Raw genomic sequence first — 24,683 nt, forward strand, 5'->3', positions numbered from 1 at the left:
TGCTGAGCGTTCGTCAGGGTCTTAACTTCACACGATGACGCTTCGTTAATAGATGACTCAGGAGATTCCCATGCGCTTACCTTTTCGCCTGATCGGCGGTGTACTGGTTGCCACCCTGCTCACCCAGATCACCGCGTGCGGTTCGATTTTCTATCCCGACCGGCGCGGCCAGATCGACGGCAAGATCGACCCGGCGATTGCCGTGCTCGATGCCGTGGGCCTGCTGTTCTACATCGTGCCCGGCCTGATCGCGTTTGCCGTGGACTTCGCCACCGGCGCGATCTACTTCGAACCGGGCCACACGGCGCAGGTCGATCCGGCCAAGCTCAAGCAAGCCATCGGCCCGGACGGCCAGGTCGATAATCTCAAGTTGCAGGCTATTCTCGAAACCGAGCTGGGCCGCAATCTGCCGCTGGACGACCCGCGCCTGATCCAGCACAAAGGCAGCACCCAGCAACTGGCGATGTTCGGCCTGCAACCTGCCGCATAAGGAATCCATGCACCCATGACCTCCAGCCCCGAACACGCCCGCCTGCTGCGGCTGGCGACCCGCGCCTCGGTGGCGGTGGCCTGTACGCTGATCATCGCCAAAGCCATCGCCTGGTGGCTGAGCGGTTCGGTGAGCATGCTCGCCGGCCTCACCGACTCGGCCCTCGATGGCGTCACTTCGTTGCTCAATCTGCTGGCGGTGCATTACGCGCTGCGCCCGGCGGATGATGATCACCGTTATGGGCACGGCAAGGCCGAGTCCCTGGCAGGCATGGCACAGGCGTTATTCATTGGTGGCAGTGCGGTGCTGATCGCGTTTCAGGCTTATGAGCGCTTGAACAATCCCGAGCCGCTCGGCGCGCCTTGGCTGAGCATCGGGGTGATCGTGTTTTCCCTGTTGCTGACGGCGGCGCTGTTGATGCTGCAGCATCGGGTGATCAAGCAGACCGGTTCCAACGCCGTGCGGGCGGATTCGCTGCATTACCGTTCGGACCTGTTGCTCAACGGCAGCATTCTGATTGCACTGGTGCTGGCCGGGCTGGGGTTCGAGCAGTTGGATGCGTGGTTCGGTCTGGGGATTGCCGGGTACATTTTGTGGAGCGCGATCCAGATCGCCCGGGAAAGCTTTTCGGTGCTGATGGATGAAGAGCTGCCGGCGGATGTCAGTCAGCACATGCTCGAACTGGCGTGTGGTGTGCCGGGCGTTTTGGGCGCACACGATTTGCGCACGCGGATTTCCGGCAATCACTGGTTCGTGCAATTGCACCTGGAACTGCCGGGGGAACTGACGCTGTCAGTGGCTCACGGCATCAGCGATCAAGCAGCAGATGCCATTCACAAAGCCTACCCACGGGCCGAAGTGCTGGTGCACGCCGACCCGCAGGAAGTGGTCAAAGCCGCTCGGGCTCAATAGTTGACCTGATAACCGCGACTGCTCAGGCAATTGCCCTGAGCCTGGCGGTAGGCCTGCACCACTTCGGGCGCCGGTTGATAAGTCGCGGTGCGCGGATTGAAGCCGCTCTGCTGCACCGCGTACTGATAGCACTCGTACCCGTCGCGCTGAACCTGTTCCGGTGACTGGCCGTTGGCCGGATACGCTTCCACGTCATAACCATTGCCGGTCGGCTGCGGTGGCTGCTGCACCGGCGGCTCGACCACCACGTAATCCTGCGTCGCTTCCTGATAGGCGTAGTACGAACCGGCGGCGAGGAACAGCAACGAACCGCCGATCCACACTTCACGGGCGTAATCCGGCAGGTACTGGATGCGGATCCCGCGCGGCGGCTGAACCACAATGTAGCGCGGGCCTTGCGGGCGATACCAATAGCCGCCGGAGTAGAAGTAATCCTGGCCACGATACGGCACACGGTAATCGCGATCCGGGAAACGGTCGATCACATGACCCGGCCGGTACTGCGGGCCAGGGCCCCAGCCGTTGCCATGCCCGTCCGGACGCCCCGGCCAGCGGTTATCGTTGGGACGGTTACCGGTCTGCCAGTTCTGGTGGTAGCCGTTTTGCGGGCGTTCGTCGCGGTAGTAACCCTGACGGGGTTCCTGGGTCTGGCGCACGGTGTCGGGCCGCGGCTGGATCGGCAGATCGTTGGCCGGCAGTTGCGGCGGCGGTGGCGGCTGGCGCACCGGGTTGGGGTTGTACGCCGGACGTGGCTGATTCTGGTTCTGCCACTGGCCGTTGTTCGGTTGGCCATGATTCTGCTGGCCGTTGTGCTCGAACTGGCGGCTGTTGTCGCCACGGATGATGTCGTTGTTCTGCCGCTGCGGGTTGTCTTGGCCGCGCTGCTGATTGCCACCGCCATGGCCCTGATTGTTGCCCTGATGCTCCGGCCCGCGTCCGCCGCCGTCGGGGCCGCGATTCTGCGGCTCATCCGCCAGCGCTTGCGCGCCGACACTCACACACAGCAAACCAACACTGGCCAGACGCCAGATGCGCGACTTCATGAAATTCCTCACTGCGGACTAGAGCCTGAAATTAAGAGGGCGTGTAGCTAAGACCGGGGATGAGTACACCGGGTTCTGCTACAGGTTATCAGTCACGTCATTTATTTATTGAGCGAGATGAGCCAAATCGCGGGCAAGAAAAAAGGGAGACCCGTCGGCCTCCCTTCTAGAGAACTTCGTCCTGGCTCGACGCTTTTGACGTCGGCTCACCTCACGCCGTCTTCTGGACAGTGTGCAGCTCGGGGGCCGGCACAACCCCGGTGGGGGTGGCGGCCGCGGCAGGCCGGATTGGGCGGGCCGCGTGGACTGTGTTACCGAGCAGTGATTCTGGTGATAAGAATAGGCCCGAAGCTGCGACAGATGATTGCGAAGATTGCTCAAATAAACATCACTTGCGCAATTTTTAACCCTGGATAGATAATCCGCCGCAATAGTTAAGACAAAGGATCGTTTGATGAGCAAACTCGACCGTTACGACCTCAGTATTTTGGCGGAATTGCAGCGCGACGCCCGCATCTCCAACCAGGAACTGGCCGAGCGCATCGGTCTGTCGCCCTCCCCGTGCTCGCGCCGGGTCAAGCAACTGGAGGACGACGGCTACATCTCTCGCCAGGTCGCCCTGCTCGATCGCAAGATGCTTGGCCTGAGCCTGACCGCCTACGTGCTGATCGGCATGGACCGGCACACGCCGGAGCGTTTCGAGAACTTCGAAGCGGCGATCCGTACCTTGCCGCAAGTGCTGGAATGCAGCCTGGTGACCGGGGTTGATGCCGACTATCAGCTGAAAGTGGTGGTGCCGGACATGGATCACTATCAGAAGCTGCTGCTGGGGCATCTGACGCGGATTGAAGGGGTGACCAGCGTGCGTTCGAGCTTTGTGCTGAATCAGGTGCTCAACAGTACCGAACTGCCGCTGACTCATCTGCGCAGCTGAAACCGCCTTCGCGAGCAAGCTCGCTCCCACATTTGAAATGCATTTCCCTGTGGGATCGAGCTTGCTCGCGAAGAAGCCGGTGCAGGCGACGAATGACTGCGGCACACCGACGCAGGTCAATGCTGCGTCGTTCGCCGCTGGCGTATACTCCCGGCCGCCCTTTCAGCCGCGCAGCGCCGGAGATGCCCGATGGATCCAGCAGTATTTGAAGAGTGGATGATGACTGGCCTTGTCAGCATCCTGATCATTTTCATGGGTTTCATCGTCTGGGATCTGGCGAAGAAGTCAAAGGCCGGGCGTTTCGGCTCGTTCATTCTGTTCTTCGTGCTGGGCCTGGGCGTGGCCGCGTTCATCATCAAAAGCGTGGTGATCGGCCTGATCGAATCCGGCGCCTTATAAGCGCGCCGGCACTTCTTTCCACTGGCCCTGATCGAGCCCTTCGATTGACCAGTCACCAATTCTGACCCGCACCAGCCGCAACGTCGGCAGCCCGACCGCCGCCGTCATCCGCCGCACCTGACGGTTGCGCCCTTCGCGAATCACCAGTTCCAGCCAGGTTGTCGGAATCGTTGCGCGAAAGCGTACCGGTGGGTTGCGCGGCCACAGCTCGGGCTCATCCAGTTGCCGCGCTTCGGCGGGCAAGGTCATGCCGTCATTCAATTCAACGCCGTCACGCAGGCGCTGCAATTGCTCGTCCGTCGGCACACCTTCGACCTGCACCCAATAGGTTTTCGCCAGTTTGTGCTTCGGGTCGGCGATCCGCGCCTGTAACTGACCGTCGTTGGTCAGCAGCAGCAAACCTTCGCTGTCGCGATCCAGCCGTCCGGCCGGATAAATGCCCGGAATGTCGATGTAATCCTTAAGCGTCGCCCGCCCCTCGCCGTCGCTGAATTGCGTCAGCACATCGAACGGTTTGTTGAACAGGATCAGCTTCGGCTCGGCCGGTGGTGCCTTGGCGACACGGCGCGGGGCTGAAGAAGCTGGCTTCGCGCCGGGGCGGCGGGAAGGTGGACGCGGTGGACGGGACATAAGAGAGAAGACATTTAGCGATCAGGGCAGACAATGCTAGTGCCCCGACCGCCAAATGACCACGACTAACCGTTAGCGGAACGGCGGCTCGTCGAAGCTGCGCAGTTTGCGCGAGTGCAGCGAGTTGAGTTCGGTGCGCAGCAGGTCCACCGCTTCGATGCCGATCTTCAAGTGCTGGCTGACCGCACGCTCGTAGAAGGCGTTGGCCGAACCCGGCAGCTTGATTTCACTGTGCAGCGGCTTGTCCGACACACACAACAACGTGCCGTACGGCACCCGCAGGCGATAACCCTGAGCGGCGATGGTGCCGCTTTCCATGTCCACCGCTACGGCGCGGGACAGGTTGATCAGCGGACGCTCCTGGGCCCAGCGCAATTCCCAGTTACGGTCGTCGTAGGTCAGCACGGTGCCGGTGCGCAGGCGTTTTTTCAGCTCTTCGCCTTTTTCGCCGGTGATGTTGGCCGCCGCTTGCTGCAACGCCAGTTGCACTTCGGCCAGCGCCGGAATCGGAATGTTCGGCGGCACCACCCGGTCGAGAATCCCGTCGCGACGCATGTAAGCGTGAGCCAGCACGTAGTCGCCGATGGTCTGCGACTGACGCAGGCCGCCGCAGTGACCGATCATCAGCCAGCAATGCGGACGCAGCACGGCCAGGTGATCGGTGATGTTCTTGGCGTTGGACGGGCCGACGCCGATGTTCACCAGTGTCACGCCATGGCCATCGCTGGCGATCAGGTGATAGGCCGGCATCTGATAGCGGTGCCAGACCACACCGGCCGCAATCGCCGAGGCTTCGCCGTGATCCATGCCTTTTTCGATGATCACGTTGCCCGGCAACACCATGCGCACGAAACGCGGGTCGCGGCGCAGCTGCTCCAGGCCATGAACGATGAACTGGTCGACATAACGGTGGTAGTTGGTCAGCAGAATCCACGGCTGCACATGGCGCCAGTCGCTGCCGGTGTAGTGCACCAGACGACGCAGTGAGAAGTCGACGCGCGCGGCGTCAAACAGCGCCAGCGGCAGCGGATCGGTGTTTTCCCAGTCGTAGAGACCGTCGGCGATGCCATCGGTGGCGGCGGACAGGTCAGTACTCGGGAACACTCGCGCCAGCACGGCGGCGGTGACACCGGAGCCGGCCAGCTCATCACCCTGCTCGACCACGTACGGATATGGAATGTTCTGCTCGCTGACCCCGACTTCGACGGTCACGGTGAAGTCATGCATCAGCGGCGTGAGCTGTTCCAGCAGATATTTGCGAAACGCCGCCGGGTGGGTGACGGTCACGCTGTACGTGCCCGGCAACTGCACCTTGGCGTAAGCGCGGGTGGTCTGCGGGACTTCGCCCTGGCAGTGATAGGTCAGACGCAGTTCGGGATAACGGAACAGGGCACGTTGCTCGGCGTCGGGCTCGACGCGATCCTTGAGATAACGCTTGAGCGCCGAGTTCAGCGCCGTGGTGGCCCGCTCATGCAGCTCGGCGAGACGATCCACGGCCTGTTCGGCGGTTTGAACGACAATAAACGCTTCGGTCACGATCAGCTTCCTGTGTTCTGACTTGCAGAGCTTCATCTTGCCTGCATCGTGGCGTCACGGAAACAGTGGCGTTGTGGCTTTGTCGCAATCCCTATTCAGAAACCTTGCGGCGTAGAGCGGGCGACGATGGCTTCGACATCCAGTCCGCGCGGCAACGCGCCGTAGACCCGCCCGCCTCCGCTCAGGCGACTGGCGATGAACGCATCGCTGACCGCCGCATTCCCGGCCTCCAGCAGCAGCTTCGCTTGCAGTCCCAAAGCGATGTCTTCGGTCAGTTGCCGAGCTCGGTATTGAATGTCGCCGGTGTCCTTGAACTGCGCCTGCAATTGCTGAATGTGCGCGGCCAGACGCTTGTCGCCATGGCCGTCGCCCAACTCGCTGAACAACACATCGAGTACGCCCGGCTCTTTCGACAAGGCCCGCAGCACGTCGAGGCATTGCACGTTGCCGGAGCCTTCCCACGTCGAGTTCACCGGCGCCTCGCGGTACAGCCGCGGCAGGATGCTCTCCTCGACATACCCGGCGCCGCCCATGCATTCGGCGGCTTCGTTGATCATTCCCGGCGCGCGTTTGCAGATCCAGTATTTGCCCACCGCCGTCACCAGTCGGGCGAACTGCGCTTCATGGCGATCGTCCAGATGATCCAGCGCCTTGCCCATACGCAGGCTCAACGCCAGCGCGGCTTCGCTTTCCAGCGCCAGATCGGCCAGCACGTTCTGCATCAGCGGTTGTTCGCTGAGCAGTTTGCCGCCGACCTTGCGATGGGCGCAGTGATGGCTGGCCTGGGTCAGCGCCTGACGCATCAGCGAACTGGAGCCGACCATGCAATCGAAACGGGTCATAGCCACCATCTCGATGATGGTCGGCACGCCGCGCCCTTCCTCACCGACCATCCACGCCAGCGCGCCTCGGAATTCCACTTCGCTGGAAGCGTTGGACTGGTTACCGAGTTTGTTTTTCAGGCGCTGGATGTAGAACTGATTGCGCGTGTCGTCCGGGCGATGGCGCGGCAGCAGGAAGCAGCTCAAGCCCTTGTCGGTTTGCGCCAGCGTCAGGAATGCATCGCACATCGGCGCCGAACAGAACCACTTGTGCCCCACCAGTTCATAGGCCTGGCCCGGGCCGCTGGCGCCGACCGGATAAGCCTTGGTGGTGTTGGCACGCACGTCGGTGCCGCCCTGTTTCTCGGTCATCGCCATGCCGATGGTGACGCCAGCCTTGTGGGCCATGCCGACATTGCGCGGGTCGTATTCGGTGGCGAGAATTTTCGGCAGCCACTGTTCGGCCAGATTCGGCTGCAAACGCATCGCGGGCACACTGGCGAAGGTCATGGTCAGCGGGCAACCACTGCCGGCCTCGGCCTGGCTGTGCAGATAGCTCATGGAAGCGCGGGCAACATGCGCGCCGTCCTGTGGATGAGCCCAGGGCAACGACGTCAGGCCATGTTCGATGGCGGTGCGCATCAGCTCGTGATACGCCGGATGAAACTCCACCAGATCGATGCGATGACCGTAGCGGTCATGGCTGGCGAACACCGGTTTGTTCTGGTTGGCGAGGAACCCGGCCTCCATCAGCGGCCCGCCGGCCAGCGCGCCGTAGGCGTCGATCCGCGACTCGGCCCAGCCAGCGCCGAACCGCCGCGACCACTCCTGCAACGGCAGATCGATGCGGTACAGGTTGGTGCCGTCCAGCGACGGTGGCTGGTTGGTGACTTCGTGAGTTTCGGCGAACTGATGCAGGTTCATGACGGGGCTCCTTGATCGGCCAGAGCTTCAGTTAAGCACCGCCCCCGAACCGATCAAAGTGTCATATTGGCCTAAATACCGGCGCTTTCACCCTGTCAGCAACTCAACACCCGACGCTGCATCGCAGCCTGCAGATCCTCGAATTTCACTGGTTTGCTCAGGTAATCGATCGAGCCACCCGACGCGCAATGCTCGCGATCCGCCCCCAGCGCGATCATGAACAGCGGCAGATGGGCGCATCCCGGCAGGTCGCGAATCTGGCAACACAGCGATGCCCCGTCGAGCGGTGGCAGCTGGCAATCGATCAGCACGGCATCGAAGCGTTCGCGCTGCAAACAGTCGAGCGCCGCAGCGCCGTGGTCGGCGGTACGCACGCGGAAACCGAGCTTGAGCAACATGCCGCGCATCACCAGTTGGTTGACGCTGTTGTCGTCCACCAGCAGCACGGTGCAATCCTGCGGTGCGCGCACGGTGTCGCGGCTGAACGCGGGCACGGCTTCCACTTCCGGCAACTCAAACTCGACATCCAGTTGAAAGCGGCTGCCACTGCCCGGTTCGGAACGGTGTGTGAGCTTGCCACCGAGCAACTCCACCAATTGACGGCAGATCGCCAGACCGACACCCAGCCCGCCGTATTCGCGGGTCATCGAACCGTCGAGCTGGAAGAACCGTTGATACATCGTCGCCTCGCCCAGATCGGTGAAACCGATGCCGGTGTCGATCACCGCAAAGGACAGCGCCAGGCGATTGTCCGTCGACGGTTTGCCGGTGACCCGCAAGGCAAGACCGCCGACGCGGGTGAACTTGATCGCGTTGTCCAGCAGGCATTCCAGGCATTGCGCGAGTTTGGCGCTGTCGCCATGCAGGCGATCCGGCAGGGTCGGCAGTACGTCGACCTTGAAGTCCAGCGACTTGCTCGAAGCATTGCCATCGAACTGAATCCGCAATGCCTCGACCACCCCGCGCAGGCTGAAACTGCCCGGCGTCGCCTTGAGCTTGCCGGCCTGCAATTCGGTCAGGGTCAGGATGCCGTTGACCATGCGCATCATGTCCCGCGCCGAACCGGCGGCGGTCTGCTGGTATTGCTCCAGCTCCGGATCGAGTTCGACGGTCTGCATCAACTCGAGCGAGCCGATCACACCGTTCATCGGCGTGCGCAGTTCGTGGGTCAGGGTCGCGAGGAACTCATCCTTGAGCTTGTTGCTGTGGGCCAGTTGCTGGTTGAGCACTTCGAGTTTCTGGCCGGCGTCGAACAGGGTCTGCGCCTGTTGTTCGCGCATTGCGTTGATGCGGTCGGCCAGCGCCAGCGACAGCAACGCCACTTCGATGGCTGAACCGATCTGGCTGGCGTACATGGTCAGGAACACATTCGGCAGCAGGCCCAGCACCATCATGGTGTTGACGATGCCGCCGATCAGGAACGCCGACCAGGCAATGATGAAATAACGCGCCACCCGCAAGCCACGCCACCAGGCGAGGATCCCGGCGGCGAAAATCACCACGGTAAAGGTCAGCGCAAGGGTCGTCGCCAGACGCAGGGCCAGGCCATAACTGGTCATCAACGACAGGCCGATCACCACGGCGCCAAAAACGATCAGGGCGATCAGCAGGCGATCGAGCCAGCGGCTGTGGTTCCTGGTCTGCAGGAAACTGCGAGCGAACTGGCTGCCGAACAACCCCGCACAACCGATGAAGAACGGCGTGGCGGCGTTGGCCCACCACGGGTTGTCCGGCCAGAAATATTCGACCGCCGCGCCATTGACCGACAGCTGATAAAGGCCGAACGAAGCGATATAGAAGATGTAATAGAGGTAACTGGTGTCGCGCACGCTGAGGTAGATGAACAGGTTGTAGACCAGCATCCCCAGCAGCACGCCATAAATGATCCCCAGCACATACAGGCGAACTGGCTGGTCTTCGAGATAAGCGGTGCTCGACCACAACGTCACCGGCGCCTGGATCGAACCCTCGCTGGACAACCGCAGATAAACGGTTCGTTGCTGATCCGGCTTGAACGCCAGGTCGAACAGGTAATTGTTCTGGCGGATCTCGCGACTGGCGAACGGCAAGGCGTCCCCGGTCTGCCGCACCAGACGATAGTCACCGGCAGCATCGGGCAGATACAGGTCGAGATGATCGAGCGGCGGATACGCCAGTTCCAGCAACCAGCTGCGCTGCGCCGACGGATTGGTCGGGCGGTAATGCAGGTCGATCTTCAGCCAGAACGCCGAGCGCGAATAACCGGCATTGAGCGTGGCTTTATCATGGGGTTTGAAGTTTCCGGCGGCGGCTTGCGCGCGGACGTCGGCAATGCTCGCCTGACCGCTCGGGTCTTCGAACACTTGCAGGGATCGACCCAGCGGGAGGCTCTGGGTGAACTCGTCGAACTCGACGGCGCTTGCCAGGAGGGGCAAGCAGAACAGCAACATCAACAAATAGCGCATTGAAGCCCCAGCGTGGCTTGGCCGGTTGTGTCAGGAAGCCCCCCATTCCCTTTGAGATGACGTAAAACCGGTATTACCTGTTATTGGTTTGGATCCACTCTAGCATAGCCGTTGATGGCCATTGAGCACCATGGAAATTTTTCCTACAAAGGCTCTAGAACGGGCGTTCCAGAGCAGAATACCGGGCTAGAGCTGTTTGCTCGGTCAGATTGTGACAAGCGCTGTGGATCTCGCTACCCGTGTTATCGGCCGCGCACTGCGCCACAACACCCGGAAAACAGGTTTGGTGGTAAGCTCGCGCACCATGAATATCTACAGCTCACGCCCCGTTGTCCTCTGTCTCTCCGGCCACGACCCCAGTGGTGGCGCCGGCCTGCAGGCAGATATCGAAGCCCTGCTCGCTCAGGGTTGCCATGCGGCTCCGGCCGTCACCGCCCTGACCGTGCAAGACACCGTCAACGTCACTGACTTTCGCGTCCTCGACCGTGAGTGGGTACTGGCCCAGGCCAATGCCGTGCTCAACGATTCCGAAGTCGCGGCAGTGAAACTGGGCATGCTCGGTTCCCTGGAAATGGTCGACACCGTCGTCGAACTGCTCCAGGCGCACCCGCACTTGCCAGTGGTCTGCGACCCGGTGCTGCGCGCCGGCGGCGGTGGACGCCTGGGCAAGGACGAAGTCGGCTACGCCATGCGCGAACGCCTGCTGCCGCTGTCGATCATCGCCACCCCCAACCTTCCCGAAGCCCGGATCCTCGCCGAACTGCCAGAAGGCACCGCGGACGAGTGTGCTGAAAAACTGTTGCCGTACATCAAGAACCTGCTGATCACCGGCGGTCACGGCGACGAAACCGAAATCCACAATCGCCTGTACAGCCGCGACGGCCTGCGCGAAACCTTCAAGTGCCAGCGCCTGCCGGGCAGCTATCACGGTTCCGGCTGCACCCTGGCCAGCACCCTCGCCGGCCGCCTGGCACTGGGCGAAAACCTCGCCAGCGCCGTGCGCACGGCACTGGATTACACCTGGCGCACCCTGCGCGATGCCGAACAGCTGGGCAAAGGCCAGTTCGTGCCGCGTCGCCTGCCGCTGGATTTCTGTTCCTGATGTTTCGAGCCTGAGGTCTGCGCAATGAAACTACGTGGCCTGTATGCCATCACCGACAGCCAGTTGCTGGCCGGCAAGTTTCTGTCCTACGTGGAGGCGGCGCTGGAAGGCGGTGTCACCCTGCTGCAATACCGCGACAAGAGCAGCGACGAGGCCCGTCGCCTGCGTGAGGCCGAGGCCCTGCGCGATCTGTGCGAACGCTACAAGACGCAACTGATCATCAACGATGACGCCGAACTGGCCGCGCGCCTGAACGTCGGCGTACACCTTGGCCAGACCGACGGCCCGCTGTCGCCGACCCGCGCCCTGCTCGGTTCCAAGGCGATCATCGGCTCGACCTGCCACGCGCAGCTTGAACTGGCCGAACAGGCCGCCAAAGAAGGCGCGAGTTACGTCGCCTTCGGTCGCTTCTTCAATTCCAATACCAAACCCGGTGCACCAAGTTGCAGCCTCGATCTGCTCGACGAAGCCAAACGCACCCTGCACCTGCCGATCTGCGCGATCGGCGGCATCACCCTCGACAACGCCGCGCCGCTGGTGGCCCACGGTGTCGATCTGCTGGCCGTGGTTCATGGCCTGTTCGGCGCCGACAGCACCGCCGAAGTGACCCGCCGCGCCCGCGCCTTCAATGAATTACTAAAAGTCTGAGAGCCCGATCATGTCTCGTTCCGAAACCCTGTTTGCCAACGCCCAGAAACACATTCCCGGTGGCGTGAACTCGCCGGTTCGCGCGTTCAAGAGCGTTGGCGGCACGCCGCTGTTCTTCAAGCACGCCGAAGGCGCCTACGTCACTGACGAAGACGACAAGCGTTATGTGGATTACGTCGGCTCCTGGGGCCCGATGATCCTCGGCCACAGCCACCCGGACGTGCTGGACGCAGTGCGCAACCAGTTGCAACACGGCCTGTCCTACGGCGCGCCGACCGCGATGGAAACCGAGATGGCCGATCTGGTCTGCTCGCTGGTGCCGTCGATGGAGATGGTGCGCATGGTCAGCTCCGGCACCGAAGCGACCATGAGCGCGATCCGTCTGGCCCGTGGCTTCACCGGCCGTGACAGCATCATCAAGTTCGAAGGTTGCTACCACGGTCACTCCGACAGCCTGCTGGTCAAGGCCGGTTCCGGCGCACTGACCCAGGGCGTACCAAGCTCGGCCGGCGTACCGGCGGCATTCGCCAAACACACCCTGACCCTGCCGTTCAACGACATCGACGCCGTTGAAAAAATGCTCGCCGAAGTCGGCCAGGACGTCGCCTGCATCATCGTCGAGCCAGTGGCCGGCAACATGAACTGCGTACCGCCGGCGCCGGGTTTTCTCGAAGGCCTGCGCAGCCTGTGCGACAAGCACGGCGTGGTACTGATTTTCGACGAAGTGATGACCGGTTTCCGCGTGGCCCTCGGCGGCGCCCAGGCTTACTACGGTGTGACCCCGGACCTGACCACCTTCGGCAAGATCATCGGTGGCGGCATGCCGGTCGGCTGCTTCGGCGGCAAGCGCTCGATCATGGAGCGCATCGCGCCGTTGGGCCCGGTCTATCAGGCAGGCACCTTGTCGGGTAACCCGCTGGCGATGGCCGCCGGCCTGACCACCCTGCGCTTGATCAGCCGTCCGGGTTTCCACGCCGAGCTGACCGACTACACCACCCGTCTGCTCGACGGCCTGCAACAGCGCGCCGATGCCGCCGGCATTCCGTTCGTGACCACCCAAGCGGGCGGCATGTTCGGTCTGTACTTCAGCGGTGCCGACGACATTGTTACTTTTGAAGACGTGATGGCCAGCGATGCAGCGCTGTTCGGCCGCTTCTTCCACCTGATGCTGGAAGGTGGCGTGTACCTGGCGCCGAGCGCTTTCGAAGCCGGTTTCACCTCGATCGCCCATGGCGAAGCCGAGCTGAAACTGACCCTCGACGCCGCCGAACGCGCCTTCGCCAAGTTGAAGTAAAACGCCCCGCCGCTGACGTTGGCCATTGCCAGCGTCAGCGTTCTCCTACATCCGCACGTCTTTTCCGACACTCCTGCCAAAAATCTCCCATAAAGTGGGCGATATATTTCCCGCGCAGCAGAAAATCGAGTAAAGACTTTGTAAGGATGGCCCTGCTTATTTCATAATGCGCGCTTATTGGATCCCTCGACGGGTCCGCGCGCCCTTCAGAGGTAAGTCGATTCCCATGAACCGCACCGGCCGCACCCTTGCCTTGGGCTGCCTGTTGCTCCTTCAGCCGCTGCTCGCACATGCACAAGCAGGCGGCAACTCGTTGTTGATCCCGGCGATGGGTCGCTGCACCCTCAATACTCAGCCGCAAGATGTCACGCAGGCCCTCGCCGCCTGCCAAAAGGCAGCGGATGAGGGGGATGCGCAAGCGCAATACGAGTTGGGTGAGTTCTACTACGACGGCAAGAATGCGCCGCGCGACCTCAATCAAGCCCTGAGCTATTTCGAAAAGGCCTCGCTGCAAGGCCACGCCCAGGCGCAATTCAAGCTCGGCACCATGTTCTTCCACGGCGAAGGCGTGCAGGCCAACAACATTCAGGCGTACATCGTGCTGAAGATGGCGGCGGTCAACGGTGCAGAAGATGCGCTGGATACGGCCGACGAAGTCTCCGAAAAAATGTCCCGCGAAGATCTTGAGACTGCCACGCAAGTGCTCGGGCAAATTTTCCGTAAATACCTGATGGAACTGCAGAGCGCCGACGGGCGTACGCCGTTCTCGCCCCTGCCCTGACTAACGATAGTTCTCGCGCTTTGCGTCACCGACACGGAGCGTCGAAGGCGGCATTCCCACGCAGAGCATGGGAACGATCACTTCCATAAAAGCCGGTTTTACTTCTCAGGCATCGGCACCGGAAACGGCATCACGTTGCCAACGCCGCCACGGGCTTCGCTGATCTTTGGCGTACCCAGACGCTCCACTTCATCGATGCGCACGATCGAGTGCATCGGCACAAAGCTGCGCACCACGCCTTCGAACTGCGCCTTGAGCTTTTCTTCGCTCGGATCGACGACCACTTGCGTGCGCTCGCCAAAGACGAACTCTTCCACTTCCAGGAAACCCCACAGATCACTTTGATAGATCTGCTTGGCGTACATTTCGAACACCTGGCCCTGATTGAGGAAAATCACCTTGTAGATTGGAGCTTCGCGTTTGGTCATGGCGGGCGGACGACATCGGGGTAAAAATGAGGGCGCGAACTATAGCATAGCCACCGGACGCGCAGCGGTAGGAACCTGGGGACATGTTCCCTATAATGCGCGGTTCTTTGAACCACGTGACGACCCTATTCCATGGCCAAGAAGCTTTACATCGAAACCCACGGTTGCCAGATGAACGAGTACGACAGCTCGCGCATGGTCGATCTGCTGGGCGAACACCAGGCCCTGGAAGTCACGGCGCGCGCCGAAGATGCCGACGTGATCCTGCTCAACACCTGCTCGATCCGCGAACGCGCCCAGGACCGGGTGTATTCCCAGCTCGGCCGCTGGCGCGAACTGAAACTGGCCAATCCGGACATGGTGATCGCTGTCGGTGGTTGCGTGGCCAGCCAGGAAGGCGCGGCGATCCGTGATCGCGCCCCGTACGTCGACGTGGTGTTCGGCCCGCAGACCCTGCACCGCCTGCCGGAAATGATCGACGCCGCGCGCATCAGCAAGCTGCCGCAAGTCGACGTCTCGTTCCCGGAGATCGAAAAATTCGACCACCTGCCCGAGCCGCGCATCGACGGCCCGAGCGCCTATGTCTCGGTGATGGAAGGCTGCAGCAAGTACTGCACGTTTTGCGTGGTGCCTTACACCCGCGGCGAAGAAGTCAGCCGGCCGTTCGACGACGTGATCGCCGAGATCATTCACCTGGCCGAACACGGCGTGCGCGAAGTGACCCTGCTGGGGCAGAACGTCAACGGCTATCGCGGGCTGACCCACGACGGTCGCCTGGCGGACCTGGCCGAACTGATCCGTGTGGTCGCAGCGGTCGATGGCATCGACCGCATCCGCTACACCACCTCGCACCCGCTGGAGTTTTCCGACAGCCTGATCCAGGCCCACGCCGAAGTGCCGGAACTGGTCAAGCACCTGCACTTGCCGGTGCAGTCGGGTTCGGACCGGATCCTGGCCGCGATGAAGCGCAACCACACGGCGCTGGAGTACAAATCCAAGCTGCGCAAACTGCGCGCAGCCGTACCGGGCATCTGCATCAGCTCGGACTTCATCGTCGGCTTCCCGGGGGAAACCGAAAAAGATTTCGAACAGACCATGAAGCTGATTGCCGACGTCGGTTTCGACTTTTCCTACTCGTTTGTCTACAGCCAGCGCCCGGGCACTCCGGCCGCCGATCTGGCCGACGACACCCCGGAAGAACTGAAGAAAGAACGCCTGAACGCCTTGCAGCACCGCTTGAATCAGCAAGGGTTCGAGATCAGCCGACAAATGGTCGGTTCGGTCCAGCGGATTCTGGTGACCGATTATTCGAAGAAAGACCCGGGCGAACTGCAAGGGCGCACCGAGAATAACCGTATCGTCAACTTCCGCTGCGATAATCCGACCCTGATCGGCCAGTTCGCCGACGTCCACATCGACGCGGCGCAACCGCACTCGCTGCGCGGCTCGCTGATCCAGTAACACCGCAAGGAGAGCCCGCCAGACGGCTGAATCGATGCAAGGCTTTTTAAGAGCTTTCGCACCCACGCCGCTGGCGTTATCCTTGATTTCATCCTAATTGCCCCAGGGCGGCTAAATACGACCTTGAACGCACCCATCGAACCACATCGTTTCATCCTCGAGCCCTTTGAGGCTCGCCGCTTCGCCAATCTGTGCGGGCAGTTCGACGAGCACCTGCGGCTGATCGAACAGCGCCTGGCGATCGAGATCCGCAACCGCGGCAATCAGTTCGAGCTGATCGGCGAACCCAAGCACACCACTTCCGCGGAAAACCTCATTCGCCGCCTGTACCGGGAAACCAAGGGTTCAGAGCTGTCGCCGGATACGGTTCACCTGTTCCTTCAGGAATCGGCCGTTGAGCAGCTGGACAACCACGCCCCCGCCGAAGCCTCCGTCGCCCTGCGCACCAAGAAAGGCATGATTCGCCCACGCGGCTTGAATCAGCTGCGCTATGTGAAGGAAATTCTCGGCAACGACATCAACTTCGGCATCGGCCCGGCCGGTACCGGCAAGACCTATCTGGCTGTCGCCTGCGCCGTCGATGCGCTGGAGCGTGAACAGATCCGTCGCATCCTGCTGGTGCGTCCGGCGGTCGAAGCGGGTGAAAAACTCGGCTTCCTGCCTGGCGACCTGTCGCAGAAGATCGACCCGTACCTGCGCCCGCTCTACGACGCGCTCTACGAAATGCTCGGCTTCGAATACGTGGCCAAGCTGATCGAGCGTCAGGTGATCGAAGTCGCACCGCTGGCCTACATGCGCGGCCGTACGCTGAACAACAGCTTCATCATTCTCGACGAAAGCCAGAACACCACCGTCGAGCAGATGAAGATGTTCCTGACCCGGATCGGTTTCGGCTCCACGGCCGTGATCACCGGCGACATCACCCAGGTTGACCTGCCGCGCGGCACCAAATCCGGACTTCATCACGTCATCGAAGTCCTGAAAGATGTGCCGGGCATCAGCTTCACGCACTTCCAGCCTAAAGACGTGGTGCGCCATCCGTTGGTGCAACGCATCGTAGAAGCCTACGAGCGCTTCGAGACGCGTGTCGCTGATGAAGCGCCAAAGGACACCCGCCACGATGCTTGAGCTTGACCTGCAAATCGCGACCGAAGCGTCTGCGCCGATCGAAGCCGAGTTCCGCCAATGGTGCGAACTGGCCCTGCGCCAGCGCACCGCTGACTCGGAAATGACCATTCGTCTGGTCGACGAGGAAGAAGGCCGCGAACTGAATCACACCTGGCGCCACAAGGATTACGCGACCAACGTCCTGTCCTTCCCCGCCGAAGTGCCCGATGAGTTTCTCGACATTCCATTGCTGGGCGATCTGGTGATCTGCGTGGCGGTGGTCGAGCGCGAAGCTGCCGAACAGGGCAAGGAACTAAAGGCCCACTGGGCACATCTGGTCATTCACGGCTGCTTGCATCTGCTTGGTTACGACCATATAGATGACGAGGAAGCCGAGGAAATGGAAGCACTGGAACGCGAGTTGCTTGCCGAATTGGGTTATCCCGATCCGTACGCGGACGACGAAACCGAAACATCCCCTACTGTTACAACAAAGGATTCAGAGTAATCGCTATGAGCGAAGATCGATCGAGCAACGGGCAAAAGTCATGGCTGGGCAAACTGACCCAGGCTTTTGCCCACGAGCCGAAGAACCGCCAGGAGCTGCTTGAGCTGCTGCGCGATGCACATCAGAACAAACTGCTGGACAGCGAAGCGCTGGCCATCGTCGAAGGCGCCATCCAGGTGGCTGACCTGCAGGTTCGCGACATCATGGTGCCGCGCTCGCAGATGATCAGCATCAAGGCGACCCAGACACCCCGCGAATTCCTCCCCGCTGTGGTCGACTCGGCCCACTCGCGCTACCCGGTCATCGGCGAAAGCCATGACGACGTGATGGGCGTGCTGCTGGCCAAGGATCTGCTGCCGCTGATCCTCAAGGAGAACGGCGACAGCTTCAACATCAAGGACCTGCTGCGCCCGGCCACCTTCGTGCCGGAGTCCAAGCGTCTGAACGTGTTGCTGCGTGAATTCCGCGCCAACCACAACCACATGGCCATCGTTATTGACGAGTACGGCGGTGTGGCCGGTCTGGTGACCATCGAAGACGTGCTTGAACAAATCGTCGGCGACATTGAAGACGAGCACGACGTCGAAGAAGACAGCTACATCAAGCCGCTGCCCAGCGGTGATTTCCTGATCAAGGCCCTGACGCCGATCGAGAACTTCAACGAGTTCTTCGACAGCGAATTCTCCGACGACGAGTTCGACACCGTCGGCGGGCTGGTGATGAGTGCGTTCGGGCACTTGCCAAAACGCAACGAAATCACTGAAATCGGCGCCTATCGTTTCCGCATCCTGAATGCCGACAGCCGTCGGATTCATTTGCTGCGACTGACCCCAATCGCCCGGTAAGAAATCTAAGGATTGAAATGCGCTGGACAACCCGTCCCGGCTGGCCCGGTAACCTGCTGGCCGTGGCGGCCGGTGCAATCACCACCTTCGCTCTGGCACCGTTCGATCTCTGGCCGCTGGCCCTGCTGGCGGTCGGCCTGTTCTATGCGGGCCTGCGCGAGCTGAGTCCGCGTCAGGCACTGGGCCGTGGCTGGTGCTTCGGTTTCGGCCTGTTTGGCGCCGGCACCAGCTGGATCTATTACAGCATCCACCACTTCGGCGGCGCTTCGGTGCTACTGGCCGGGTTCCTGATGCTGATCTTCACGGTGGCCATTGCCTGGTTCTTCGCTCTGCCTGCGTGGCTCTGGGCGCGCTGGTTGCGGCGTAACGAAGCACCGGTGGCCGACGCCCTGGCGTTTGCGGCGTTGTGGGTCGGTCAGGAAGCTTTCCGTGGCTGGTTCCTCACCGGTTTCCCATGGCTGTATTCCGGTTACAGCCAGCTCGACGGCCCGCTCGCCGGGCTCGCGCCAGTAGGCGGCATGTGGCTGGTGTCGTTCGTCCTCGCACTGACCGCTGCACTGATCTACAACGCGCCGCGCCTGCTGCAAACCCGCCGCAAAGCCTTCATCGCCGCCGGCCTGGTATTGCTGATCGGCCCATGGGCGGCAGGCATTGCGCTCAAGGGCCATGCCTGGACCAGCCCGGCGGGCGCGCCGCTGACCGTTGCCGCGATTCAGGGCAACGTCGCACAAAGCATGAAATGGGACCCGGCCGAGCTCAATGCGCAACTGGCGCTGTACCGCGACCTGAGTTTCCGCTCCAAACCTGTCGACCTGTTGATCTGGCCTGAAACCGCTGTCCCGGTGCTCAAGGAGTCCGCCGAGGGCTACCTGACCATGATGGGCAACTTCGCCGCCGAGCGTAAATCGGCGCTGATCACCGGCGTGCCGATCCGCGAAATGGTCCGCCACGAAAAACGCTTCTTCAATGGCATCACCGTGGTTGGCGAAGGCGATGGCACTTATCTGAAACAGAAGCTGGTGCCGTTCGGCGAATACGTACCGTTGCAGGACATCCTGCGCGGGCTGATCGCGTTCTTCGACCTGCCAATGTCCGACTTCGCCCGCGGCCCTGCCGATCAGGCGCTGTTGCAGGCCAAGGGTTATCAGATCGCGCCGTTCATCTGCTATGAAGTGGTCTACCCGGAATTCGCCGCGGGCCTGGCGGCACGCAGCGATCTGCTGTTGACGATCAGCAACGACACCTGGTTCGGTACGTCCATCGGCCCGTTGCAACACCTGCAAATGGCGCAGATGCGCGCGCTTGAAGCGGGACGCTGGATGATTCGCGCGACCAACAACGGTGTGACCGGGCTGATCAACCCGTTCGGCCAGATCACCGAACGCATTCCGCAGTTTGAACAGGGCGTGCTGTACGGCGAAGTGGTGCCGATGCACAACCTGACGCCGTATCTGCAATGGCGCTCGTGGCCGTTGATCATCCTGTGCGTGGTGCTGTTTGGCTGGGCGTTGATGACCAACCGGATGTCCAAGACGCTCTGAAAACCTGCTCACTCCCGCGTCCTGCGCGGGAGTGATCAATCGGCGCTGTCATCCCCTCGATAGAACAGCGAATAACCGATTTGCCCCACCGCCTCGTTCATCAACTGCCCGCTCTGCGAGATCGACTTGAACTCCGGCAGCCAGCCGCCAAACGGTCGCGCATTGTCCGTGCCGAGGAAACCGACCGGCGCCGGCACCACTTCGAATCCAGCCTGTTGATAACTCCACACCGCTCGCTGCATGTGCCACGCCTGGGTCACCAGCACGATGCGTTTGACGCCTTCCGGCAAGAGTATTTTGGCGCTGAATTCGGCGTTTTCCCACGTGGTGCGACTCTCCCCTTCCTGCCAGCGCACCGTCACACCGAAATCATCACGCAACGAGTCGGCCATCAGTTTGGCTTCGGTCGGCGGCGTACCGTAATGCAGGCCACCGCTGGTCAGAATCGGTAACCCCGACGCCTTGGCCAGTCGCGCCGCGTAACGTTGGCGCTCCAGTCCAACACCGGTCGGCTGATCTTCGCCCCAGGCCAGATCGCCGCGCTCGCGCCCTGAGCCCAGCACCACAATCGCATCAGCACGCTGCGCCAGGCTTGTCCATGCTTCCCGGGCCAGCGGCGGCTCGCGCTCCAGGGCCTTGGCGCCCCATTGCACGACCACCGGCAGACTCATCAGCAAAAAGCCGCCAAAACCCAGGGCAAAACACAGCCCGGCCAGCCGTGGCCGCGAGCGACGCAGCCACCAGGCCGCCAGCAACAGCAGCAAAAGAAGGCCGGGCGGCAATAGAAGTTGTTTAATGAAATAACGAAAAGGCATCGAGCATCTCCAGAGATGCCCGAAGCCTAAGTGGGTTGATACAGCGCGACAACCAGTAGGGTCGGATCCTGTTGAAAAAGATCCGCTTTTTGACCTGCCATGCGTTTACTTGGCCTGCAGAGTCCGAACCTTGACGGGGTCTCTGCCGGGCGCCTTGTCCTTGAGCCAGATGACATTGGCCGTATGGGCTGCATCGAGTTGTTTCACCGCTTGTGACAGGTATCCGTGGGTTTCACGCTCACTGCGATCCAGATAGGCCTTGACCAGTTTGAACTCGGCGGGACTCAAGCCACGCAATTCCAGCTCCAGGGGGCGCTCGTCGCGCAGCCTTCCAGCGGTTTTTGCCGCGTCCAGGGCCATACCCAGACGATCGATCAACCGCTCGTACAACTCGGGTTTGGTAACGTTTTTTTGCTGTGACTCCACCATCCCTCACCTCATTGAAGATAAGACTCACTCCCCAGTTAGAGCTTAGCTTCGCTGCACAAACCGGCTGCACGCCGCGACCAACGGCCCTCGCCGCGATTTCAGCCGGTCAAACGGCTGCAATCAGGGTTTCCCTAGGCCGAGCGCGGTCATGTATGCTACGGCGCTTCCTGTAACTCCACTTCCAGCTCGTCCGGCACGCCCCGAACGTCGCATTGAAGAGGATTAGGCCACCCCTATCCAGTACAAAAGTAGCCATGCACGAACAATATCAGCCCCGTGAAATCGAAGCCGCCGCCCAGTCGTTCTGGGACGAGCAAAAGTCCTTTGAAGTCAGTGAACAGCCAGGCAAGGAGACTTACTACTGCCTGTCGATGTTCCCTTACCCCAGCGGCAAGCTACACATGGGGCACGTGCGCAACTACACCATCGGCGACGTGATCTCCCGCTACCAGCGCATGCTCGGCAAGAACGTTCTGCAACCGATGGGTTGGGACGCCTTCGGCATGCCGGCGGAAAACGCCGCGATGAAGAACAACGTGGCCCCGGCCAAGTGGACCTACGAAAACATCGCCTACATGAAATCCCAGCTGCGCAGCCTGGGCCTGGCGGTGGACTGGTCGCGCGAAGTCACCACCTGCAAACCGGATTACTACCGCTGGGAACAATGGCTGTTCACTCGCCTGTTCGAAAAAGGCGTGATCTACCGCAAGAACGGCACCGTGAACTGGGACCCGATCGACCAGACCGTTCTGGCCAACGAACAGGTGATCGACGGTCGCGGCTGGCGTTCCGGCGCGCTGATCGAAAAGCGCGAAATCCCGATGTACTACTTCAAGATCACCGCCTACGCGGATGAGCTGCTGGAGAGTCTCGACGAACTGACTGGCTGGCCTGAGCAGGTCAAGACCATGCAGCGCAACTGGATCGGCAAGTCGCGCGGGATGGAAGTGCAGTTCCCGTACAACGTCGATTCGATCGGCGAAAGCGGCACCCTGAAAGTCTTCACCACCCGTCCGGACACCCTGATGGGCGCGACTTATGTCGCCGTGGCTGCCGAGCACCACCTGGCCGCTCTCGCCGCGAAGAACAACCCTGAGCTGCAAGCGTTCATCGCCGAATGCAAGGGCGGCAGCGTCGCCGAAGCCGACGTCGCCACTCAAGAGAAGAAAGGCCTGCCGACCGGCCTGTTCGTCGAACACCCGCTGACTGGCGAAAAACTGCCGGTGTGGGTCGCCAACTACGTGCTGATGCACTACGGCGACGGCGCGGTCATGGCTGTGCCGGCGCACGACGAGCGCGACTTCGAGTTCGCCCACAAGTACAACCTGCCGGTCAAATCCGTGGTGCGCACCAGCTCCGGTGAAACCAATCCGGCGCCATGGCAGGACGCCTACGGCGAGCACGGCACGCTGATCAACTCCGGCGAATTCGACGGTCTAGACTTCGCTGGCGCGTTCGACGCCATGGAAGTCGCCCTGATCAAGAAAGAGCTGGGCGCCTCGCGCACCCAGTTCCGCCTGCGCGACTGGGGCATCAGCCGTCAACGCTACTGGGGCTGCCCGATCCCGATCATCCACTGCGATGCCTGCGGTGACGTGCCGGTGCCGGAAGACCAACTGCCTGTCGTTCTGCCGGAAGACGTGGTGCCGGACGGCGCCGGTTCGCCGCTGGCGCGCATGCCCGAGTTCTACGAGTGCAGCTGCCCGAAATGCGGCCAGCCTGCCAAGCGTGAAACCGACACCATGGACACCTTTGTCGAGTCGTCCTGGTACTACGCCCGTTACGCCTCGCCGCATTTCGAAGGCGGCCTGGTGGAAAAATCCGCGGCCGACCACTGGTTGCCGGTGGATCAGTACATCGGCGGTATCGAACACGCCATTCTTCACCTGCTCTACGCGCGCTTCTTCCACAAGCTGATGCGCGACGAGGGCCTGGTGAGCTCCAACGAGCCGTTCAAGAACCTGCTGACCCAGGGCATGGTGGTCGCCGAGACTTACTATCGTCGCGAAGCCAACGGTGCCTACACCTGGTTCAACCCGGCGGACGTGGAACTCGAGCGCGACAGCAAGGCCAAGGTCATCAGCGCCAAGCTGATCGCCGACGGCCTGCCGGTGGAAATCGGCGGCACCGAGAAGATGGCCAAGTCGAAGAACAACGGCGTCGACCCTCAGTCGATGATCGACCAGTTCGGCGCCGACACCTGCCGTCTGTTCATGATGTTCGCCTCGCCACCTGACATGAGCGCTGAATGGTCCGACTCCGGCGTGGAAGGCTCGCACCGCTTCCTCAAGCGCGTCTGGCGTCTGGCTCAGGCCCACATCACTCAGGGCCTGCCGGGCAAACTGGACATCGCCGGCCTGAATGACGAGCAGAAAGTCATTCGTCGCGCGATCCACCAGGCGATCAAGCAGGCCAGCCATGACGTCGGCCAGAACCACAAATTCAACACCGCCATCGCTCAGGTGATGACGCTGATGAACGTGCTGGAAAAAGCCGCGCAAGCGACTGAACAGGATCGCGCACTGGTTCAGGAAGGTCTGGAAACCGTGACCCTGCTGCTGGCTCCGATCACGCCGCACATCAGCCACGAGCTGTGGAACCGCCTGGGCCACGCCGATCCGGTGATCGACGCCGGCTGGCCGGTGCTGGACGAAAGCGCGCTGGTGCAGGACAGCCTGACCCTGGTGATCCAGGTCAACGGCAAGCTGCGTGGCCAGATCGAAATGCCGGCCGCCGCGACCCGTGAAGAAGTCGAAGCGGCAGCCCGCGCCAACGAAAACGTGCTGCGTTTCGTTGACGGCCTGACGATTCGCAAAGTGATCGTAGTGCCCGGGAAACTGGTCAATATCGTCGCCAGCTAATTGGATCGGGCGTCAGGTGAGCCTGACGCCCAGTAAAACCTTTCGGGCCTCAGAGTCGGCCCACATGGTTTCAAGGGGAGCAACACAATGATCAAACGCAATCTGCTGGTGATGGGCCTCGCCGTCCTGTTGAGCGCCTGCGGTTTTCACCTGCGCGGTACCGGCACCACCGAATTGACGATCAAGGAACTCGATCTGAGCGCTCGCAACGCTTATGGCGAAACCGTGACGCAACTGCGTCAGGTGCTTGAATCCAGCGGCGTCAAGGTTGTCTCCGGTGCGCCATACAAACTTTACCTGTCCGATGAACAGGAAACCCAGCGCATCCTCAGCTACGCAGGCGCCGGCCGCACTGGCGAGTATCAGGTGAGCACCGTGCTCAGCTATGACATCCGTGGCGAGAAAGGCCTGTTGCTCAAAAGCGACAAGCTTGAAGTGCAAAAAGTGTTCATCCACGACGGCAACAACCTGGTGGGTTCCGACCAGGAAGCCAACGATGCCCGCCGTGAAACCCGCCGCGAGCTGGTACAACGCATGATGCTGCGTCTGCAACAGCTGACGCCGGCTCAGCTGGACGCTCTGCAGCAAACCGCCAACGCACGGGCCAAGGCAGAAGCCGACGCCCTCGAAGCGGCGCAGAAGGCTGAAGCGGAAACCCCGCGTCAGTCGCCGCTCGAACTGCCGCAGCAGTAAGACGTTCGGGGCGCTCAGGCGCCCCGTTCGCCCTCTC

Annotated in this window: 23 protein-coding genes; 15 read left to right on the plus strand and 8 right to left on the minus strand. The window is 61.6% G+C overall.

All coding sequences use genetic code 11. The annotated features are described in order from the left end of the window. The first annotated feature begins 70 nt into the window (after positions 1 to 70). Both AC0R79_RS26640 and AC0R79_RS26645 read left to right on the plus strand, forming a co-directional pair. The gene (locus AC0R79_RS26640; RefSeq protein WP_007958714.1) at positions 71 to 490 is read left to right on the plus strand and encodes a hypothetical protein; all 420 of its coding nucleotides are present in this window, start codon (positions 71 to 73) and stop codon (positions 488 to 490) included. A 15-nt stretch (positions 491 to 505) separates the two neighbouring features. Further along, a complete protein-coding gene (locus AC0R79_RS26645) occupies positions 506 to 1,402 on the plus strand; it encodes a cation diffusion facilitator family transporter (RefSeq protein ID WP_474732409.1) in 897 nt (298 codons plus the stop codon). Here the strand turns inward: AC0R79_RS26645 and AC0R79_RS26650 are convergent. Continuing rightward, on the minus strand, positions 1,396 to 2,445 hold the full coding sequence (locus AC0R79_RS26650; protein WP_474732412.1) for a DUF6515 family protein: 1,050 nt from the start codon (positions 2,443 to 2,445) through the stop codon (positions 1,396 to 1,398). The two genes, AC0R79_RS26645 and AC0R79_RS26650, sit on opposite strands and share 7 nt — an antisense overlap. Before the next feature lie 454 nt (positions 2,446 to 2,899). Between AC0R79_RS26650 and AC0R79_RS26655 the strand changes: the two genes are divergently transcribed. Both AC0R79_RS26655 and AC0R79_RS26660 read left to right on the plus strand, forming a co-directional pair. Continuing rightward, positions 2,900 to 3,379 carry an Lrp/AsnC family transcriptional regulator gene (locus tag AC0R79_RS26655; RefSeq protein ID WP_007909658.1) on the plus strand — a complete coding sequence of 160 codons (480 nt, stop codon included), beginning with the start codon at positions 2,900 to 2,902 and terminating at the stop codon, positions 3,377 to 3,379. A gap of 189 nt (positions 3,380 to 3,568) precedes the next feature. Further along, entirely contained in the window at positions 3,569 to 3,778 is a 210-nt protein-coding gene (locus AC0R79_RS26660; RefSeq protein WP_003228500.1) for a DUF2788 domain-containing protein, read from the plus strand. On the opposite strand, the gene AC0R79_RS26665 is transcribed toward AC0R79_RS26660, so the two are convergent. The 4 genes from AC0R79_RS26665 to AC0R79_RS26680 form a co-directional block, all read right to left on the minus strand. Further along, positions 3,773 to 4,408, minus strand: a complete 636-nt coding sequence (locus AC0R79_RS26665; RefSeq protein ID WP_085608750.1) for a pseudouridine synthase — start codon at positions 4,406 to 4,408, stop codon at positions 3,773 to 3,775. The genes AC0R79_RS26660 and AC0R79_RS26665 overlap by 6 nt on opposite strands. Positions 4,409 to 4,480: 72 nt before the next feature. Then, positions 4,481 to 5,980 (minus strand): AMP nucleosidase, encoded by a 1,500-nt coding sequence (amn, locus tag AC0R79_RS26670; protein WP_162130486.1) that lies wholly within the window; start codon positions 5,978 to 5,980, stop codon positions 4,481 to 4,483. Between the two features lie 59 nt (positions 5,981 to 6,039). After that, positions 6,040 to 7,689, minus strand: a complete 1,650-nt coding sequence (locus tag AC0R79_RS26675) for an acyl-CoA dehydrogenase family protein (RefSeq protein WP_474732417.1) — start codon at positions 7,687 to 7,689, stop codon at positions 6,040 to 6,042. A gap of 95 nt (positions 7,690 to 7,784) precedes the next feature. Continuing rightward, positions 7,785 to 10,133, minus strand: coding sequence for a 7TM diverse intracellular signaling domain-containing protein (locus AC0R79_RS26680; RefSeq protein WP_474732420.1), 2,349 nt, complete (start codon positions 10,131 to 10,133; stop codon positions 7,785 to 7,787). A 304-nt stretch (positions 10,134 to 10,437) separates the two neighbouring features. Between AC0R79_RS26680 and AC0R79_RS26685 the strand changes: the two genes are divergently transcribed. The 4 genes from AC0R79_RS26685 (at position 10,438) to AC0R79_RS26700 (ending at position 13,958) form a co-directional block, all read left to right on the plus strand. After that, entirely contained in the window at positions 10,438 to 11,235 is a 798-nt protein-coding gene (locus AC0R79_RS26685) for a hydroxymethylpyrimidine/phosphomethylpyrimidine kinase (RefSeq protein WP_007958699.1), read from the plus strand. 24 nt (positions 11,236 to 11,259) lie between these two features. After that, the gene (gene thiE / locus AC0R79_RS26690) at positions 11,260 to 11,883 is read left to right on the plus strand and encodes a thiamine phosphate synthase (RefSeq protein ID WP_085608753.1); all 624 of its coding nucleotides are present in this window, start codon (positions 11,260 to 11,262) and stop codon (positions 11,881 to 11,883) included. A 10-nt stretch (positions 11,884 to 11,893) separates the two neighbouring features. Next, on the plus strand, positions 11,894 to 13,177 hold the full coding sequence (gene hemL, locus AC0R79_RS26695; protein WP_064599654.1) for a glutamate-1-semialdehyde 2,1-aminomutase: 1,284 nt from the start codon (positions 11,894 to 11,896) through the stop codon (positions 13,175 to 13,177). Positions 13,178 to 13,403: 226 nt separating this feature from the next. Then, a complete protein-coding gene (locus tag AC0R79_RS26700) occupies positions 13,404 to 13,958 on the plus strand; it encodes a tetratricopeptide repeat protein (protein WP_003228518.1) in 555 nt (184 codons plus the stop codon). Between the two features lie 98 nt (positions 13,959 to 14,056). Here AC0R79_RS26700 and AC0R79_RS26705 read toward each other — a convergent pair whose 3' ends face one another. Next, complete coding sequence (locus AC0R79_RS26705; protein ID WP_007958692.1) at positions 14,057 to 14,386, minus strand: DUF1820 family protein; 330 nt, start codon at positions 14,384 to 14,386, stop codon at positions 14,057 to 14,059. 132 nt (positions 14,387 to 14,518) lie between these two features. Here AC0R79_RS26705 and miaB point away from each other — a divergent pair, with 132 nt between their 5' ends. The 5 genes from miaB to lnt all read left to right on the plus strand — a co-directional run bounded on the left by miaB (position 14,519) and on the right by lnt (position 19,848). Beyond that, positions 14,519 to 15,847: a tRNA (N6-isopentenyl adenosine(37)-C2)-methylthiotransferase MiaB gene (miaB, locus tag AC0R79_RS26710; protein WP_074691567.1), complete on the plus strand. Its 1,329-nt coding sequence runs from the start codon at positions 14,519 to 14,521 to the stop codon at positions 15,845 to 15,847. A 123-nt stretch (positions 15,848 to 15,970) separates the two neighbouring features. Next, positions 15,971 to 16,975 carry a PhoH family protein gene (locus AC0R79_RS26715; RefSeq protein WP_085608754.1) on the plus strand — a complete coding sequence of 335 codons (1,005 nt, stop codon included), beginning with the start codon at positions 15,971 to 15,973 and terminating at the stop codon, positions 16,973 to 16,975. After that, entirely contained in the window at positions 16,968 to 17,462 is a 495-nt protein-coding gene (ybeY, locus tag AC0R79_RS26720) for an rRNA maturation RNase YbeY (protein WP_375747942.1), read from the plus strand. The genes AC0R79_RS26715 and ybeY overlap by 8 nt, the downstream gene beginning before the upstream one ends. Before the next feature lie 5 nt (positions 17,463 to 17,467). After that, the gene (locus AC0R79_RS26725; protein ID WP_007909641.1) at positions 17,468 to 18,307 is read left to right on the plus strand and encodes an HlyC/CorC family transporter; all 840 of its coding nucleotides are present in this window, start codon (positions 17,468 to 17,470) and stop codon (positions 18,305 to 18,307) included. 17 nt (positions 18,308 to 18,324) lie between these two features. Continuing rightward, positions 18,325 to 19,848, plus strand: coding sequence for an apolipoprotein N-acyltransferase (gene lnt / locus AC0R79_RS26730; RefSeq protein ID WP_127800084.1), 1,524 nt, complete (start codon positions 18,325 to 18,327; stop codon positions 19,846 to 19,848). Between the two features lie 35 nt (positions 19,849 to 19,883). Here the strand turns inward: lnt and AC0R79_RS26735 are convergent, their stop codons facing one another. After that, the gene (locus tag AC0R79_RS26735) at positions 19,884 to 20,663 is read right to left on the minus strand and encodes a YdcF family protein (RefSeq protein WP_474732427.1); all 780 of its coding nucleotides are present in this window, start codon (positions 20,661 to 20,663) and stop codon (positions 19,884 to 19,886) included. A gap of 105 nt (positions 20,664 to 20,768) precedes the next feature. After that, positions 20,769 to 21,092 (minus strand): hypothetical protein, encoded by a 324-nt coding sequence (locus AC0R79_RS26740; protein WP_007958676.1) that lies wholly within the window; start codon positions 21,090 to 21,092, stop codon positions 20,769 to 20,771. 254 nt (positions 21,093 to 21,346) lie between these two features. On the opposite strand from AC0R79_RS26740, the gene leuS reads away from it, so the two are divergent. After that, complete coding sequence (gene leuS / locus AC0R79_RS26745) at positions 21,347 to 23,953, plus strand: leucine--tRNA ligase (protein WP_127800088.1); 2,607 nt, start codon at positions 21,347 to 21,349, stop codon at positions 23,951 to 23,953. An 87-nt stretch (positions 23,954 to 24,040) separates the two neighbouring features. Further along, the gene (locus AC0R79_RS26750) at positions 24,041 to 24,646 is read left to right on the plus strand and encodes an LPS-assembly lipoprotein LptE (RefSeq protein ID WP_127800090.1); all 606 of its coding nucleotides are present in this window, start codon (positions 24,041 to 24,043) and stop codon (positions 24,644 to 24,646) included. Positions 24,647 to 24,683: the final 37 nt, after the last annotated feature.

The organism is Pseudomonas sp. HD57-3, assembly GCF_056113135.1.

Excerpts from the sequence above, each read along its gene's own strand:
- AC0R79_RS26700 (WP_003228518.1), top strand. The coding sequence starts at position 13,404 with ATGAACCGCACCGGCCGCACCCTTGCCTTGGGCTGCCTGTTGCTCCTT.
- thiE (WP_085608753.1), top strand. The coding sequence starts at position 11,260 with ATGAAACTACGTGGCCTGTATGCCATCACCGACAGCCAGTTGCTGGCC.
- leuS (WP_127800088.1), top strand. The coding sequence starts at position 21,347 with ATGCACGAACAATATCAGCCCCGTGAAATCGAAGCCGCCGCCCAGTCG.
- AC0R79_RS26705 (WP_007958692.1), bottom strand. The coding sequence starts at position 14,386 with ATGACCAAACGCGAAGCTCCAATCTACAAGGTGATTTTCCTCAATCAG.
- AC0R79_RS26655 (WP_007909658.1), top strand. The coding sequence starts at position 2,900 with ATGAGCAAACTCGACCGTTACGACCTCAGTATTTTGGCGGAATTGCAG.
- AC0R79_RS26740 (WP_007958676.1), bottom strand. The coding sequence starts at position 21,092 with ATGGTGGAGTCACAGCAAAAAAACGTTACCAAACCCGAGTTGTACGAG.
- hemL (WP_064599654.1), top strand. The coding sequence starts at position 11,894 with ATGTCTCGTTCCGAAACCCTGTTTGCCAACGCCCAGAAACACATTCCC.
- AC0R79_RS26650 (WP_474732412.1), bottom strand. The coding sequence starts at position 2,445 with ATGAAGTCGCGCATCTGGCGTCTGGCCAGTGTTGGTTTGCTGTGTGTG.
- AC0R79_RS26725 (WP_007909641.1), top strand. The coding sequence starts at position 17,468 with ATGAGCGAAGATCGATCGAGCAACGGGCAAAAGTCATGGCTGGGCAAA.
- amn (WP_162130486.1), bottom strand. The coding sequence starts at position 5,980 with ATGAAGCTCTGCAAGTCAGAACACAGGAAGCTGATCGTGACCGAAGCG.
- AC0R79_RS26685 (WP_007958699.1), top strand. The coding sequence starts at position 10,438 with ATGAATATCTACAGCTCACGCCCCGTTGTCCTCTGTCTCTCCGGCCAC.
- ybeY (WP_375747942.1), top strand. The coding sequence starts at position 16,968 with ATGCTTGAGCTTGACCTGCAAATCGCGACCGAAGCGTCTGCGCCGATC.
- AC0R79_RS26645 (WP_474732409.1), top strand. The coding sequence starts at position 506 with ATGACCTCCAGCCCCGAACACGCCCGCCTGCTGCGGCTGGCGACCCGC.
- AC0R79_RS26665 (WP_085608750.1), bottom strand. The coding sequence starts at position 4,408 with ATGTCCCGTCCACCGCGTCCACCTTCCCGCCGCCCCGGCGCGAAGCCA.
- lnt (WP_127800084.1), top strand. The coding sequence starts at position 18,325 with ATGCGCTGGACAACCCGTCCCGGCTGGCCCGGTAACCTGCTGGCCGTG.
- AC0R79_RS26640 (WP_007958714.1), top strand. The coding sequence starts at position 71 with ATGCGCTTACCTTTTCGCCTGATCGGCGGTGTACTGGTTGCCACCCTG.
- AC0R79_RS26660 (WP_003228500.1), top strand. The coding sequence starts at position 3,569 with ATGGATCCAGCAGTATTTGAAGAGTGGATGATGACTGGCCTTGTCAGC.
- AC0R79_RS26735 (WP_474732427.1), bottom strand. The coding sequence starts at position 20,663 with ATGCCTTTTCGTTATTTCATTAAACAACTTCTATTGCCGCCCGGCCTT.
- AC0R79_RS26675 (WP_474732417.1), bottom strand. The coding sequence starts at position 7,689 with ATGAACCTGCATCAGTTCGCCGAAACTCACGAAGTCACCAACCAGCCA.
- AC0R79_RS26750 (WP_127800090.1), top strand. The coding sequence starts at position 24,041 with ATGATCAAACGCAATCTGCTGGTGATGGGCCTCGCCGTCCTGTTGAGC.
- AC0R79_RS26680 (WP_474732420.1), bottom strand. The coding sequence starts at position 10,133 with ATGCGCTATTTGTTGATGTTGCTGTTCTGCTTGCCCCTCCTGGCAAGC.
- miaB (WP_074691567.1), top strand. The coding sequence starts at position 14,519 with ATGGCCAAGAAGCTTTACATCGAAACCCACGGTTGCCAGATGAACGAG.